General features: G+C 69.8%; 11 protein-coding genes and 1 tRNA gene. 4 read left to right on the top strand and 8 right to left on the bottom strand.

The window, feature by feature from the left end; genetic code table 11:
* Positions 1-10: 10 nt before the first annotated feature.
* Entirely contained in the window at positions 11-652 is a 642-nt protein-coding gene (locus AB0L64_RS25765) for a TetR family transcriptional regulator (protein WP_363713956.1), read from the bottom strand.
* A 50-nt stretch (positions 653-702) separates the two neighbouring features.
* On the opposite strand from AB0L64_RS25765, the gene AB0L64_RS25760 reads away from it, so the two are divergent.
* Positions 703-2,199, top strand: coding sequence for an FAD-dependent monooxygenase (locus AB0L64_RS25760; protein ID WP_363713954.1), 1,497 nt, complete (start codon positions 703-705; stop codon positions 2,197-2,199).
* Here AB0L64_RS25760 and AB0L64_RS25755 read toward each other — a convergent pair.
* From AB0L64_RS25755 to aceE, 5 genes are all read right to left on the bottom strand, one after another.
* On the bottom strand, positions 2,184-3,818 hold the full coding sequence (locus tag AB0L64_RS25755; protein WP_363713952.1) for a LuxR C-terminal-related transcriptional regulator: 1,635 nt from the start codon (positions 3,816-3,818) through the stop codon (positions 2,184-2,186). The genes AB0L64_RS25760 and AB0L64_RS25755 overlap by 16 nt on opposite strands.
* 33 nt (positions 3,819-3,851) lie before the next feature.
* Positions 3,852-4,937, bottom strand: coding sequence for an NAD(P)/FAD-dependent oxidoreductase (locus tag AB0L64_RS25750; RefSeq protein WP_363713950.1), 1,086 nt, complete (start codon positions 4,935-4,937; stop codon positions 3,852-3,854).
* Positions 4,934-5,230 carry a hypothetical protein gene (locus tag AB0L64_RS25745; protein ID WP_355688718.1) on the bottom strand — a complete coding sequence of 99 codons (297 nt, stop codon included), beginning with the start codon at positions 5,228-5,230 and terminating at the stop codon, positions 4,934-4,936. Before AB0L64_RS25745 ends, AB0L64_RS25750 begins: the two co-directional genes overlap by 4 nt.
* A gap of 69 nt (positions 5,231-5,299) precedes the next feature.
* Positions 5,300-6,772 (bottom strand): peptide MFS transporter, encoded by a 1,473-nt coding sequence (locus AB0L64_RS25740; RefSeq protein ID WP_363713947.1) that lies wholly within the window; start codon positions 6,770-6,772, stop codon positions 5,300-5,302.
* 119 nt (positions 6,773-6,891) lie between these two features.
* Positions 6,892-9,618, bottom strand: coding sequence for a pyruvate dehydrogenase (acetyl-transferring), homodimeric type (aceE, locus tag AB0L64_RS25735; RefSeq protein ID WP_363714528.1), 2,727 nt, complete (start codon positions 9,616-9,618; stop codon positions 6,892-6,894).
* A gap of 297 nt (positions 9,619-9,915) precedes the next feature.
* On the opposite strand from aceE, the gene AB0L64_RS25730 reads away from it, so the two are divergent.
* On the top strand, positions 9,916-10,359 hold the full coding sequence (locus tag AB0L64_RS25730; protein ID WP_359932638.1) for a DUF3052 domain-containing protein: 444 nt from the start codon (positions 9,916-9,918) through the stop codon (positions 10,357-10,359).
* Positions 10,356-10,826 carry a peroxiredoxin gene (locus AB0L64_RS25725; RefSeq protein ID WP_363713945.1) on the top strand — a complete coding sequence of 157 codons (471 nt, stop codon included), beginning with the start codon at positions 10,356-10,358 and terminating at the stop codon, positions 10,824-10,826. Before AB0L64_RS25730 ends, AB0L64_RS25725 begins: the two co-directional genes overlap by 4 nt.
* Before the next feature lie 60 nt (positions 10,827-10,886).
* Here the strand turns inward: AB0L64_RS25725 and AB0L64_RS25720 are convergent.
* Positions 10,887-10,960, bottom strand: a tRNA-Val gene (locus AB0L64_RS25720).
* An 848-nt stretch (positions 10,961-11,808) separates the two neighbouring features.
* On the opposite strand from AB0L64_RS25720, the gene AB0L64_RS25715 reads away from it, so the two are divergent.
* The gene (locus tag AB0L64_RS25715) at positions 11,809-12,762 is read left to right on the top strand and encodes a hypothetical protein (RefSeq protein ID WP_363713943.1); all 954 of its coding nucleotides are present in this window, start codon (positions 11,809-11,811) and stop codon (positions 12,760-12,762) included.
* Here AB0L64_RS25715 and AB0L64_RS25710 read toward each other — a convergent pair.
* Entirely contained in the window at positions 12,759-13,841 is a 1,083-nt protein-coding gene (locus AB0L64_RS25710; protein WP_363713941.1) for a serine hydrolase domain-containing protein, read from the bottom strand. The genes AB0L64_RS25715 and AB0L64_RS25710 overlap by 4 nt on opposite strands.
* Between the last annotated feature and the right edge of the window lie 275 nt (positions 13,842-14,116).

Here is a 14,116-nt window from a genome sequence, read left to right as displayed (position 1 = left end):
CGTCGTTACCTCACCCGTCGGAGTGAACTCGATCCCTCCCAGGACCGATTCCCTGCTCCAGGACGTCGAACGCGCGGTCGATCACGGCGACCTGGTCGGCCTGCACCTGCGCGAGGTCGTCGCCGGCGATGATCCGTGCGACCGAGGTGTGGTAGATCGTCGTGAGGGTCGCCGTGAGCAGATTGGCGACCAGGCGAGCGCCGAGTTCGTCGCCGGTCTCCGCTGCCAGCACCCCGGCCAGCATCGCGGCGATCTCGTGTTCCTGTTCGATGCTGCGGCTGACGAGCGCGGGACTGGACTCGAGCACGCTCCAGAAGCCGCGCACGCCCTCGATCGCGCCCGACAGGGGATGGCGCGCGGCCAGCAGTTCGTGCTGGTACCGGCGCATGGCGACCGCGACGGGCTCACCGGCCGGCCGGTCGCGGACAACGGCCTCGAGCTCGCGCAGCCGGTCGTCGTGCCGGTCCAGGAACAGGTCTTCCTTGCGCGGGAAGTAGTTGAAGACCGTCATCTTGGACACCCCGGCCGCGTCGGCGATCTCCGCGACCGTGACGGCGTCGAATCCGCGCCGCACGAACAGCCCGGTGGCGACGTCGGAGATCATCCGCCGGGTCGCCTGCTTCTTGCGCTCGCGCAGCCCTTGCTCGGCCATGGCCGGAATTATACTGGACCAAATTTTGTACTCGGTCTAATATTCGTCCCATGGACAACCGAGATGTGGTGATCGCCGGCGGCGGGCCGGTCGGGCTGATGCTCGCCTGCGAGCTGGCGCCGGCCGGAGTGAGCGTGCTGGTCGTGGAGCGGCTGCGGGAGATCGACCCGACGATCAAGGCCGGTTCGATCAACGTGCCGACCGCCGAGGCGCTGTATCGGCGCGGGATGCTGCCGGCCCTGCAGGAGCATCAGCAGCAGGCGTTCGAGCAGATGAAGGCGTTCCGGGCCGGGAAGGGCCCGAGCGGCCCGCCGCCGGCCGGGCACTTCGCCGGGATCATGGTCAGCTCGGCCGGTGTGCACTTCGACGATCCCGCTTTCCGGGACGCCGGACCCGCGCGGTCGGTCTTCGCGGTCGGGCAGCAGGCGGTCGAGTCGATCCTCGGCGCCCGGGCCGCCGAGCTCGGCGTCGAGGTCCGGCGCGGGACCGAGGTCACCGGGTTCGACGCCGACGACGAGGGCGTCATCGTCCGGTTGGGCGACGACGTGGTGCGCGCGGGCTGGCTGGTTGGTTGCGACGGCGGACGCAGTCTGGTGCGCAAGCTGGCCGGCTTCGAGTTCCCGGGCACCGAGCCCGCGATCACGGGCCGCCAGGCGATCGTGGATCTGGAGGGTGCCGAAGGCCTGCAGCGGAGCTGGAACTACACGCCGACCGGCCTCTACGCCCACGGTCCGGTCCCGGGACGCGTGCTGACCGTTGAGTTCGACGGCCCGCCGGAGGACCGCGATGCGCCGATCACCGCGGACGAGATCCAGGGCAGCCTGCGACGCGTCACCGGCGTCGACGTCACGGTCACGGCGGTGCACAGTGCGACCAGGTTCACCGACAACGCGCGCCAGGCCACGTCGTACCGCACGGGCCGGGTGCTGCTCGCGGGCGACGCGGCGCACGTGCACTCGCAGTTCGGCGGCCAGGGGCTGAACCTGGGGATCGGCGACGCGGTCAACCTCGGATGGAAGCTCGCGGCGACGATCCAGGGCACCGCGCCCGAGGGGCTGCTCGACACCTACACGACCGAGCGGCATCCGGTCGGCGCGTGGGTGCTGGACTGGACGCGGGCCCAGATCGCCTTGATGCGCACGGATTCCCGGACCGCCGCGTTGCGCGACGTGGTCACCGATCTGCTCCGGACGGCGGACGGTTCGACGTACCTGGCGAAGAAGCTGTCCGGCGTCCTGCACCGGTACCCGATCGCGGGCGACCACGAGCTCGTCGGCTCGGCCGCGCCCGATTTCGAGTTCGCGGACGGCACGCGGCTGGGGGAGTACCTGTCCGACGGCACGTCGCTGCTGCTGGACCTGTCCGACTCCGCGCAGCTGCGCGAGCTCGGGTCCGAGCGGGTGCGGGTACTGACCACGAAGTACGGCGGCGACCTCACCGGCGTACTGATCCGGCCCGACGGGTATGTCGCGTGGGCCGCGGCGGACGGCGCCGTGGCGGGACTGGACGAAGCGCTGTCGACCTGGGTACCTCAGATCAGGTCGTGATCGCGGGCGTAGGCAGCGGCCGCCGTCCGTGACGGTACGTCCAGCTTGGCGAAGATGTTGGTGAGGTGCCGGGCGACGGTCTTGTCGCTCAGCACCAGCCGGTGCGCGATCTCGGCGTTGCTGTTGCCGACAGCAACCAGTCGGAGCACGTCCAGCTCCCGTCCGGTGAGCCCGCCCGCCGTACTCCGGCCGAGCAGTTTCTCGGTCTCCTGCCGCGCCGGCGCCGCACCGATCTCGGCGAAGGACCGGCAGGCGGCGGTGAACTCCGCCGCCGCCGAGTCCTCGTCGCCGAGCAGCCGCACCGCGCGCCCGACCAGCACCTTCGCGCGCGCCACCTCGTACGGCGCCCGCAGCTCGTCCCACAACCGCGCCGCCGTCCGGGCGTGCGGCAACGCCCTGTCCGGATCGTCGTCGGCCAACGCCACCAAGGCCGAGCAGTACGCCGCCGACGCCCGCAACCCCGCGCAGCCGAAACCCTGCGCGATGGCGGCCAACTCGTCCGCGGCAGCCTCCGCGTCCGACCGTGCGTCACCGGCCAGCAGTACCTCGACCGCCCCCGCCAGCAACCGCGACCGGTGAACCGGGTCACCCGTCTCCGCCAGCAGCCGACGGACGGCGGCGAGCGCGCCCGGCACGCGTCCGCGCGCGACCATCAGCAATGCCCGTCCCGGCTGCGCCTCGTACCCGAACCCGGCCGCCTCGTCGTACGACGCCTCCGCTGCGGCAACGTCGCCACGGATCCGCAGTACGTCGCCCCGCTCGGCCAGCGCGAGGCCCGCCGCGGCTTGGGAACCCGACGCCGCGTACCGGCGGCAGGCGTCCTCGAACTCGGCCAGCGCCTCCGGGTACGCCGCGTGCACCCGCAGGATCTGACCGCGATGCACCGCACACTGCCCGGTGAACGGAACCAGGTCGGGCTGACTGTCGCACCAGCGCGTCAGCGCCGTCGTCCACGCGGAGGCGCGAGCGAAGTCCAGAACTTCCTGGCAGGCTTCGATCATCGCGCAGTACACGTTGCCCGCGAAGATCGGCGACAGTTCACCGGCCGCGACGGCGACCATCGCCTCGTCCAGCAGGGCCAGCCCCTCCGGTACCCGCCCGGAGTACATCAGCAGCCGGCCTTTGCACACGAGGCTCTGGGCCAGCAGATCGGGATCGGCGTGCCGGCGGGCGATGCCGATCATGTCCTCGCTGACCGCGAGCGCGCCGGGGAAGTCGCCGGCGTCCAGGCACCGGAAGAAGTCGTGGACGCGCAGGTAGCCGCGTTCGAGCACGTCGTCCGCCTGGTCCGCGAGCAGCCGCTGGGCGCGCGCGGCCCAGCCACTGCCGACCGCCACCTCGCCGCGGATGTTCAGCACGAGGGCCAGCCAGAAGGCGAACCGGACCGCGCCCAGCACCTCCCCGGCGTCGGTCCGCAGGCGGTAGCCGCGCTGCAGTGCGCGGATGCAGCTGTCCGTGTCGCCGAGCAGGAACGCCGCCGTGGCCAACGTCATCAACTCGTCCGGGCCGAGGGCCGACCCCGGCTCGCCGTCCACCGTGGCGAGCCGGTCGTACGCCGAAGCCCAGTCCCGCCGCTCGTATGCGGACCGGGCTCGCTGCAGATCGTCGACAATGCCCATCCGTGCCCCTTGAGGTGAGCATGCGCCGTCGGGTCAAGCGGCGGCAAGACTCCGGTCCGTGGCCGCACGGGCCGCGATCCGCCGGGCGACGTACGCCGCGTCCCGGCCGACGCCCGGCAGCACCATCGAGCTGAACGCGTACTGGAAGGACAGTCCGCAGAAGAACAGCCCGGGCGCGCCCTCGGCGACACCGCGGTACTCCCGCGGCCAGCCGTCGGCGCCGGTCACCGGGGTCTTGATCCAGTCGAACACCTGCCGGAACCCGGTCGCCCACACCACGTTCGCGACATCGAGCACCCGCCCGTTCGCGAGCTGTGGCCGGCCGTCCCGGACGCCGGTGACCCGGTCGTGGATCCGCTCGACCCCGCGTGCGAGCAGGTCGTCCCGCTTCACCCGGATCATCGGCCCGCCGTGGAACCGAATCTCCCCCATCTCCTTGCGGCCCATCGGCGTCCGGCGTGTGAGCACGTGCCGCCAGGCGAACAGGAGGACCGGCCAGAGCAGGGCCTGACCGCGCCCGCCGGGCCGGAAGGGCACCTGCCCGGGATCGCGACCGCACAGGATCGTCTCGTGCGTCTGCGCGACCTCGTACGCGATGTCGGTGCCCGAGTGCGACCCGCCGACGACGAGCACCGGCCCGTCCTTGAGCTGCTCCGGCCGGCGGTACTCCGACGAGTGCAGCTGCCGGATCGCCGGATCCAGGTCGACCGCGCAGTCCGGCAGGTACGGCGTACGCCCGAACGTGCCGGTGGCGACCACGACGTTGCCGGCGGTGAGCTGCTCGCCTGCGGTGGTGACGATCCACTGGTCGTCGATCCGCTCGAGCCTGTCCACCCGGGTGTTGTGCCGGATCGGCAGCTCGAAGTGCGCGGCGTACGACGCGAGGTAGTCGGCGACCTCGTCCTTGCCGGGGTAATGCCACGGGTCGCCCGGGAACGGCAGGCCGGGCAGTCCGTCGTACTTCGCCGGCGAGTACAGCCGCAGGCTGTCCCAGTGCGAGCGCCACTGGTCGCCGACCTGGGCGTTGCCGTCCAGGATGAGGAACTCCTCCCCGAGCTGCTGCAGGTGGCGGCCGGTGGCGAGTCCCGCCTGCCCGGCGCCGATGACGATGGTGTTCATGCTGGTCTCCCTTCCACGTCGCGCCGCAGCGTGTGGAAGCGCAGCCACCACAACAGCATCAGCGCGGACGTCACCACGTAGAAGCCGTGCAGGATCCAGATCGGTCCCGGCGGCAGGTGCACCACGTAGATGCAATGGACGGCGTTGCCGACGTTGGCGAGCACCAGGTTGACCGGGCTGTACGACGCGAGGTCGCGGGTCCGGATCGCCTTGATCACCATCGGCAGGGCGCTCGACGCGAAGAGGATGGTGGACATCGTCCCCGCGAGAAGAGCAACGCTTGCGCCAGTCATGTCACCGACGGTAGGGACCGCGGGCGGTGCACCGCGTCGGACGGAATGCGCAACTCGCGCAGGGCGCGACTACGACGTTTGTCGTACGCCGGTGTGCCGGCGGATCCACGGTGCGAGCGCGTAGACCGCGAACGCGACCACGATCGTGACCACCGCCAGGCCGCCGAAGTACGCCGTGTCCGACGCGTCCTCGGTCGCCTGCACGAGCTGCGCGGTGATCGCCTGGCCCGCGGCCGGCGCGAGGAACCACAGCGCCATCATCTGGCTGAGGAACGCCCGCGGCGCGAGCACCGTCGTCGCGGCCAGGCCGACGGGGGACAGGAACAGCTCGCCGAGGGTCTGGATCACGTACACGAGGACCAGCCACAGCGGCGACGCGAGGTTGTCGCCGGCCACCGACGACGCGAGCGCCATCACCGCGAACGAGATACCGGCCAGCAGCAGCCCGGTGGCGAACTTCTGCCCGATCGACGGCCCGCGATCGCCCAGTTTGATCCAGATCACCGCGAACACCGGCGCCAGCACGATGATCGAGAACGGGTTCACCGACTGGAAGAACTCCGGCGAGATCTGCACGCCGAACAGCTCCAGCCGCGTCCGGTCGGCGGCGAACGACGTCAGCGTGGTCGCGGCCTGCTCGAACAGCATGAAGAACAGCATCGCCGCGACGAACAGCGGGATGTACGCGCGGACCCGCTGCCGCTCGGCGGGCGTCACCAGGGGACTGCGCAGCAGCATCACGAAGTACGCGATCGGGGCCAGGAAGCACAGGTACGAGATCGCGTCCACGACCGGCTTCGGGCCGATCCCGCCGGACCGCCACGCCGACCAGGCGAACACGACCGCGAGCAGCCCCAGTACGGCGGCCGAGACCTTCAGCATCGTCGGCCGGTCCGCGGCAGTCAGCGGGTTCGGCGGGGTGTCGCCGCGGCCGTGCAGCGTGCGCCGGCCGAGCAGGTACGCGACCAGCGCCAGCGTCATCCCGACCGCGGCCGCCGCGAACGCGACATGGAACCCGAACTCGCGGCGCAGGAACCCGACCACGAACGGCGCCGAGAACGACCCGATGTTGATCCCCATGTAGAAGATCGAGAACGCCGAGTCGCGCCGCGGGTCGTCCTGTTCGTAGAGCGTGCCGACCATGGTGGACACGTTCGGCTTCAGCAGTCCGGTGCCGAGGGCAACCAGTGCGATCCCGGCGTACGCCGGTCCGGTCGACGGCAGCGCGAGACACAGGTGGCCGGCGACGATCACGCTGCCGCCGTACAGCACCGTGCGGCGGGCGCCGAAGACGCGGTCCGCGAACCAGCCGCCGAGCACCGACAGCAGGTACACCGAGGCGCCGTAGATCGACACCACGGCCTGCCCGAGCGACTCCCCGAGCCCGAGCCCGTGCGCCTTGTCGGTCAGGTAGAGCAGCAGGATCGCGCGCATCCCGTAGTAGCTGAACCGCTCCCACAACTCGGTGGTGAACAGCGTCATCAACCCACGCGGATGCCCGAAGAACGTCTTCTCGGAGGCGGCCTGCTGCGTGTCGATCATATACCGACCGTAGCAACTCGACTACTCAGAGAGTGACCCAGTACCACCGTGGAGGCCGAACGGCGACGGGCCGCTCACCCCGGGTGGGATGAGCGGCCCGTCGGTCGGACGTTGCGACGTCAGGCGCCGGCGCCTTCCTGCTTCACGCCGGCGACTGCGGTCGGGTCGTCGATGCGGTACTTGCGGGCCGCCTCGGCGGCGACCTCCGGCTTCACGTCGCCGCGCTTGGCGAGGATCTCCAGCGCCGCGACGACGATCGACTCGGCGTCCACCTGGAAGTGCCGGCGGGCCGCCGCCCGGGTGTCGGCCAGGCCCCAGCCGTCGGTCCCGAGCGACGTGTAGTCGTTCGGCACCCAGCGGGAGATCTGGTCCTGCACCGCGCGCATGAAGTCGCTGACGGCGACGACCGGACCCCTGGTGTCCTTCAGCTGCTCGGTGACGAACGGCACCTGCTCCGGCTCGTCCGGGTGCAGCAGGTTGTGCTGCTCGGCGGCGACGGCGTCCCGGCGCAGCTCGTTCCACGAGGTCACCGACCAGATGTCGGCCGCCACGGAGTACTCCTCGGCGAGGATCTGCTGGGCCTTCATCACCCACGGCAGCGCGACACCGGAGGCCAGCAGCTGCACGCGCGGCGCGTCGTCGCCCTCGGCGGTCTGGTACTCGTTGAAGCGGTACATGCCCTTGAGCAGCCCCGCGACATCGAGGTTCTCCGGCTCGGCGGGCTGCGCCACCGGCTCGTTGTAGACCGTGAGGTAGTAGAAGACGTCCTCACCGTGCGGCTTGTCCTGGTCCAGCCCGTAGCCGTACATCCGGCGCAGGCCGTCCTTGACGATGTACGGGATCTCGTACGCGAACGCCGGGTCGTAGTGCACCGCGGCCGGGTTGGTCGAGGCCAGCAGCGGCGAGTGACCGTCCGCGTGCTGCAGTCCCTCACCGGTCAGCGTCGTACGGCCCGCGGTCGCGCCGACCAGGAAGCCGCGGCCGAGCTGGTCGCCGAGCGCCCACATCCAGTCGCCGGTGCGCTGGAACCCGAACATCGAGTAGAAGATGTAGAACGGGATCATCGGCTCGCCGTGCGTCGCGTACGCCGTACTCGCCGCGAGCACCGAGCCCATCGCGCCGGCTTCGCTGATGCCCTCGTGCAGCAGCTGGCCCGCCGTGGACTCCTTCCACGACAGCAGCAGGTTGCGGTCGACGGCGTCGTAGTTCTGCCCGTGCGGCGAGTAGATCTTCGCGGTCGGGAACATCGAGTCCATACCGAACGTGCGGTACTCGTCCGGGGCGATCGGGACGATCCGGTGACCGATCTCCGGGTCCTTCATCAGGTCCCGGAACAGCCGCACCAGCGCCATCGTGGTCGCGACCGGCGCGTGCGAGCCCTTGCTGAGCGGCTTGTACACGGCGTCGCCAGGCAGCGTCAGCGTCTTCGGCTGCACCCGGCGCTCCGGCAGTGAACCGCCGAGCTGCTTGCGCCGCTCCATCATGTACTGGTACTCCGGCGAGTCGGTGCCGGGGTGGAAGTACGGCGGGTTGTACGCGTCCTCGAGGTCCTTGTCCTCGATCGGCAGGTAGAGCCGGTCGCGGAACGCCTTCAGGTCGTCCGAGGTCAGCTTCTTCATCTGGTGGGTCGCGTTGCGGCCCTCCAGCGCCTCGATCGTCCAGCCCTTGATGGTCTGGGCCAGGATCACGGTCGGCTGGCCGACGTGCTCGGTCGCGCTCTTGAACGCGGCGTACACCTTGCGGTAGTCGTGACCGCCGCGCGGCAGCTTGCGCAGGTCCTCGTCGGACAGGCCGCTGACCATCTGCCGCAGCCGCTGGTCGCCGCCGAAGAAGTTGTCCCGGATGTACTCGCCGGACTCGACCGAGTACGTCTGGAACTGGCCGTCGGGCGTGGTGTTCATCTTGTTCACCAGCGCGCCGTCGTGGTCCTGGGCCAGCAGGTTGTCCCACTCGCGGCCCCAGATCACCTTGATCACGTTCCAGCCGGCGCCGCGGAAGAACGCCTCCAGCTCCTGGATGACCTTGCCGTTGCCGCGGACCGGGCCGTCCAGCTGCTGCAGGTTGCAGTTGATCACGAAGGTGAGGTTGTCGAGCTCCTCGCGGGCGGCCAGGCCGATCGCGCCGAGCGACTCCGGCTCGCCCATCTCGCCGTCACCGAGGAACGCCCAGACGTGCTGCTGGCTGGTGTCCTTGATCCCGCGGTTGTGCAGGTACCGGTTGAAGCGTGCCTGGTAGATCGAGTTCAGCGCGGCCAGACCCATCGAGACGGTCGGGAACTCCCAGAAGTCCGGCATCAGCCGCGGGTGCGGGTACGACGACAGGCCCTTGTGCGGGCCGCGGGAGACCTCCTGGCGGAAACCGTCCAGGTCGTCGGTCGTCAGCCGGCCCTCGAGGAAGGCGCGCGCGTACATCCCGGGGGAGGCGTGACCCTGGATGAAGATCTGGTCGCCGCCGCCCGGGTGGTCCTTGCCGCGGAAGAAGTGGTTGAAACCGACCTCGTACAGGCTCGCGGCCGACTGGTAGGTGGCGATGTGACCGCCGACCTCCAGGCCCTTGCGGTTGGCCTTGCTCACCATCACCGCGGCGTTCCACCGGATGAACGCCCGGATCCGCCGCTCGATGTGCTCGTCGCCGGGGAACCAGGGCTCACGCTCGGGCGGGATCGAGTTGATGTAGTCGGTGCTCCGCAGCGCGGGCACCCCGACCTGCCGCTCCCGGGCGCGCTCGATCAGCTTGAGCATCAGGTAGCGCGCTCGCGCCTTGCCCCGTTCGTCCAGGACCGCGTCGAGCGATTCGACCCACTCCCGTGTCTCGTCGGGGTCGATGTCGGGGAGCTGGGTGGGCATCCCCTCGGTGATGATGGCTGGTGGTTCGTGTCCGGAAGCCACGGTGTCCTGCCGTTCTCTCTGGATTCTCTTCACCGCAATCCTGTCACCTGTTCGGAATGCGTTCTACTTCGCCTTCCTTTCCGGCCGGTTTCCGGCTCGCCGGGCGAGATCTGAGCGGACACGCCTTGTACCCGCCACGCGCATACCGGACACGTCACGGAACCCTGGTGCATACTTGCGCGACGCGGTAGGTCACGATGGACTACCGCTACTGAAACCTACCCCCGGGCAAGCGGGGACCACGGAGGAGGACACGTGAGCGCGACCGCGGACCACGCGGACGGTAAGGGCGGGGTGCCGAACATGGCGACCCGGCTCGGCCTGGAGGCCGGCTGGGTCGTTCAGGAGATCGGGTACGACGACGACTGCGACGACGACTTTCGGGACGCGATCCGGGAGATCACCGGGGAAGCGTTTGTCGACGAGGACACCGACGAGGTCGTCGATGTCGTGCTGCTCTGGTTCCGCGAGGACGACGGTGACCTGGTCGACGCCTTCTTCGACATCCTGACCGACCTGAAGGCCGGCGGCGTCGTCTGGCTGCTGACCCCGAAGGTCGGTCGCGACGGGTACGTCGAGACCAGCGACATCGCCGAGGCCGCGCCGGTCGCGGGCCTGGCGACGACGAGCACACTGAGCGTGACCGACGACTGGTCGGCCACCAAGCTGGTGGTCCCGAAGTCCGGTCGCCGCGGGTGACTTTCCCAGCTGCCGGCCCGGCTGCCGGCAGCCGGGCCCCCGACTTCGAGACGCGGAACCAGTACGGCGAACCGGTCCGGCTCAGCGACTACGCCGGGCGGCGGGACGTCGTACTGGTCTTCTATCCGTACGCGTTCAGTCAGGTCTGTACGAGTGAGCTGGCCGCGCTCCGCGACCGGCCGGACCTGCTGGCCGCGGCGGAGTTCCTGGCCGTCTCGTGCGACCCGATGTTCACCCTCCGGGCGTACTCGGACGCCCAGCAACTCCCCTTCGGCCTGCTCACCGATTTCTGGCCGCACGGCGCGATCGCCACGTCGTACGGCGTCTTCGACGCGGACCGAGGCTGCGCGCTCCGGGGAACCTTCGTCATCGACCGCACCGGCGTGGTCCGGTGGTCCGTCGTGAACCAGATCCCCGAGGCCCGCAACCTCGACGACTACGCGGCGGCGCTGGCAAGTCTGGGCTAGGCGACAAGCCGCCCAAGAATGCGTGGGGTTACCGCAGGCCGCCGATGTGAAGGTGTCGGGTGGGCTGTGAGGGACTCGAACCCCCGACCCCCTCGGTGTAAACGAGGTGCTCTAACCAACTGAGCTAACAGCCCTGGTCCGCAGAACAACCCCGACCGCTGGTCGGGGTTCCATACGCTGCGGAGCGTGAGGCACGACCGTACCACCTCAACTGGGGCGGTGTGTGCGCACTGACCCGCCCGTCGGCGCACCGACGAGAAATGTCGGCGCTCCCGGCGAAGCTGAGTGCATGCACCGCGCAATTGCCCGCTCGTACGTCGCAGTTCCGACGCAGGGAGTCTGCATCCGCGACCGGATCAGAGACCTCACGCCGGAGGACGATGCGGTGCTGAGAGCGGTTGGCGCACATCTGGGCAGGCTCGCCTCAGCGGACCTGGCCCGTCGCGTCCGAGACGGACTCGATCATTCCGGCGAAGCCTGGGCCGACCGCAAGCGCGACCTGACAGCCTTGTCGTCGTCGAGGTGGGCCGGCTCGATCACGAAGGCGACGAACGATCAGTGGGGCCTGGCCCGGCGCGCCCAGAATGCTCACGCCAACGCGCTCGCCTCAGGCATTCGAACGCTCCGGCACCGGCTGTCCTTGCCTGTCGGAGAGCCGGGTCACAGAGACCGGCCGGGTGGGTATCGCTCCACCAAGGAATGGCACGCAAAGTCTCGCCGCCTGGCTCACCTGGAAGTGCGGCCGGCCGCGCTCGAGAAAGGTCGCGCGATTGGGCATGTCTCGGTGGTGCGCGGTGGCAGGGGATTGGCGAACAAGCGTCACAATCTGGCTCCGGCCGGAATGACGCGGAGTCAGTGGCAGCAGGTCTGGGAGTCCGCTCGCTGGTTCCTCTCCGCCGACGGGGAGTCCGGCAAGCGAGGCGGGAACGAAACCATCCGGGTTACCCCGGAAGGAGAGGTCAGTCTTCGTCTACCCACTCCGATGCGGCACCTCGCCAATGCCGCGCACGGCAGGTACGTCCTCGCTGGACGCGTCGAGTTCGCCCATCGCGGTGCTGAGTGGCGCGCCCGCGTGGCGGCCGATCGCGCGGTCGCGTATCGCATCCACTACAAGCCCGGGAAGGATCGCTGGTACGTCGACGCCTCCTGGCGGCCGAAGGACGTACCCGCGATGTCACTCGCAGCCCTCCGCAGCGGCGAGGTGATCGGCGTGGACCTGAACGCCGACCACCTCGCGGCCTGGCGGGTCGACATCCACGGCAACCCGATCGGCAGGCCGCGCACTTTCGCGTACGACCTGTCCGGTTCGTCGACTCGGCGCGACGCGCAGGTCCGCCACGCACTCACCGCGCTGCTCCGCTGGGCAGTCCGGACCGGGGCGAAAGCACTTGCCGTCGAAGACCTGAACTTCACCGACTCGGAGAGTCGCGAACATTACGGCCGCCGCAAGTGGTTTCGGCGGTTGGTGTCCGGTCTACCCACCGGCCGGTTTCGGGCCCGGCTGCTCGCGATGGCATCCGAGGCTGGAGTCGCCGTCATTGCTGTCGACCCTGCCTACACCAGCCGGTGGGGCGCCGAGCACTGGCAGAAATCGACCAGCACTCCGAATCACCAGACCACCCGACACGAGGCGGCTGCCGTCGCGATCGGGAGGCGCGCCCTCGGGCGTCGGCTCAGGCGACGGGCGGCACCGCCCCGGCAGCACCAGACGGATGCTGCCGGGCATCGGACCGTCCAGGCCGGAGGCGGCTCCCCGGAGCACGAGGAAGCCAGCCGGCCCGGATCTGGATCACGGACGCGATCCGTGCCGCCGACCAGGAGGCCGTACGCGGGTGACCAGGCGACCCAACACCGTTCGGGGCCGCCCATCGATCAGGGGCTCACCCTGCTGGATGTCCAGGAACGGTTCGATCCCCTCTTCGCTCACCCCGATTAGCCGAAGACTGCCTTCACCAGGCGGTCGAGGGCCGGGGGGAAGATCTCGAGCAGGTTGACGTCTGCGTCGCCCATGGTGATGGCGGCGGTCAGGGTCTTGGTGCCGTCGGCGTTGCTGTACATCAGGGCGCCGTACCCGCCCGGGGCGCTGCCGTTGTGGTGGTAGATGGTCTCGGTGCCGGTGTCCTGGGCGAAGAGGCCGAGGCCGTAGTTGAGCGGTCCGCTCTTCGGTTGCGGCGTGCGCATCTGGCTCAGCAGCTCGGCGGGCACGAGCTTGCCGCCCTGCAACGCCGACATGAACTTGTGCAGGTCCTGCGTGGTCGACAGCATGCTCCCGGCGGCGAACAGCAGCGACGGGTTCTGCTCGGTGACGTCGACGACCTTCCACTCGTCACCGTCCTGGTAGCGGAAGTACCCGTGCGAATGCGCCCCAGGAATGTCCGTCCGAGCACCCAGCTCTACAGTGCCCGTCAGGCCCAACGGCTCGACGATCCGCTCGGTGAGCTCCTCGACGAACGAGCGCCCGGTCACAGCCTCGATCAGCAGCGCGGCGACGGTGTAGTTGGTGTTCGAGTAGCTCCACTCGGCCCCCGGCTCGAACCGCGCCGGCTTGCCCAGCGCGAACTCGACCAGCTCGTCCGGCGTGTAGCCCTGCAGCCGGTTGTCGGCCCACTCCTTGCCGGTCGCGGGGAGCCCGGCGACCACAGTGCCGTCGGGGTAGTACTCGCCGGTGTAGTTGAACAATCCGCTGGTGTGGTCGAGCAGCATCCGCACCGTGATCCGCGGGTCCAGGCCGAAGCGTGTCAGGTGGCCGGCGACCGCGCCGTCCAGCTCGAGCTTGCCCTCGGCCACGAGTTGCAGCACCACCGTCGACACGAACGTCTTGGTGACGCTGCCGACCCGGAACTGCCCGTCCACCGGCGGCGCCTCGGTCCGGCCGAGCTCACGGATCCCGGCGGTGCCGACCCATTCGCCGTGCTCGTCGTGCACCCGCAGTTCGAGCCCGCCGAACCCGGCGTCGACGAACTCCTGGGCGGCCTGCTGGAGGGTGCTGTGCACGGAAGGGGTCTGGATCGACATGGTCTTGCTCCTCGTTCGAGTGATGGTCTGTTCGACGTCACTCACGATCCCGGCGCGTCCTGACACGGAACCGCCACCGCGCTGACGCGGTCCGGCTTTCGTACGGCCCGTACCCGAACCTGCCGTCGCTCGTTGGAACCATGTCGGCGGTCAGGGCTTCGCACCGGAATTCTTAACCTTCGGCTGCCGAGATCGGACTCCTCCGGGGCGGGTCGCGGCTGGTAGGGTTCACGGCTGTCGGTCGGCGCGATGACGCACCGGGTGTGCCCGGTCAC

Origin of the sequence: Kribbella sp. NPDC051936 (assembly GCF_040680955.1) — a bacterium.
In the GTDB taxonomy this organism is placed as follows: Bacteria; Actinomycetota; Actinomycetes; order Propionibacteriales; family Kribbellaceae; genus Kribbella.
This window is presented reverse-complemented; position numbering and strand designations above follow the sequence as displayed.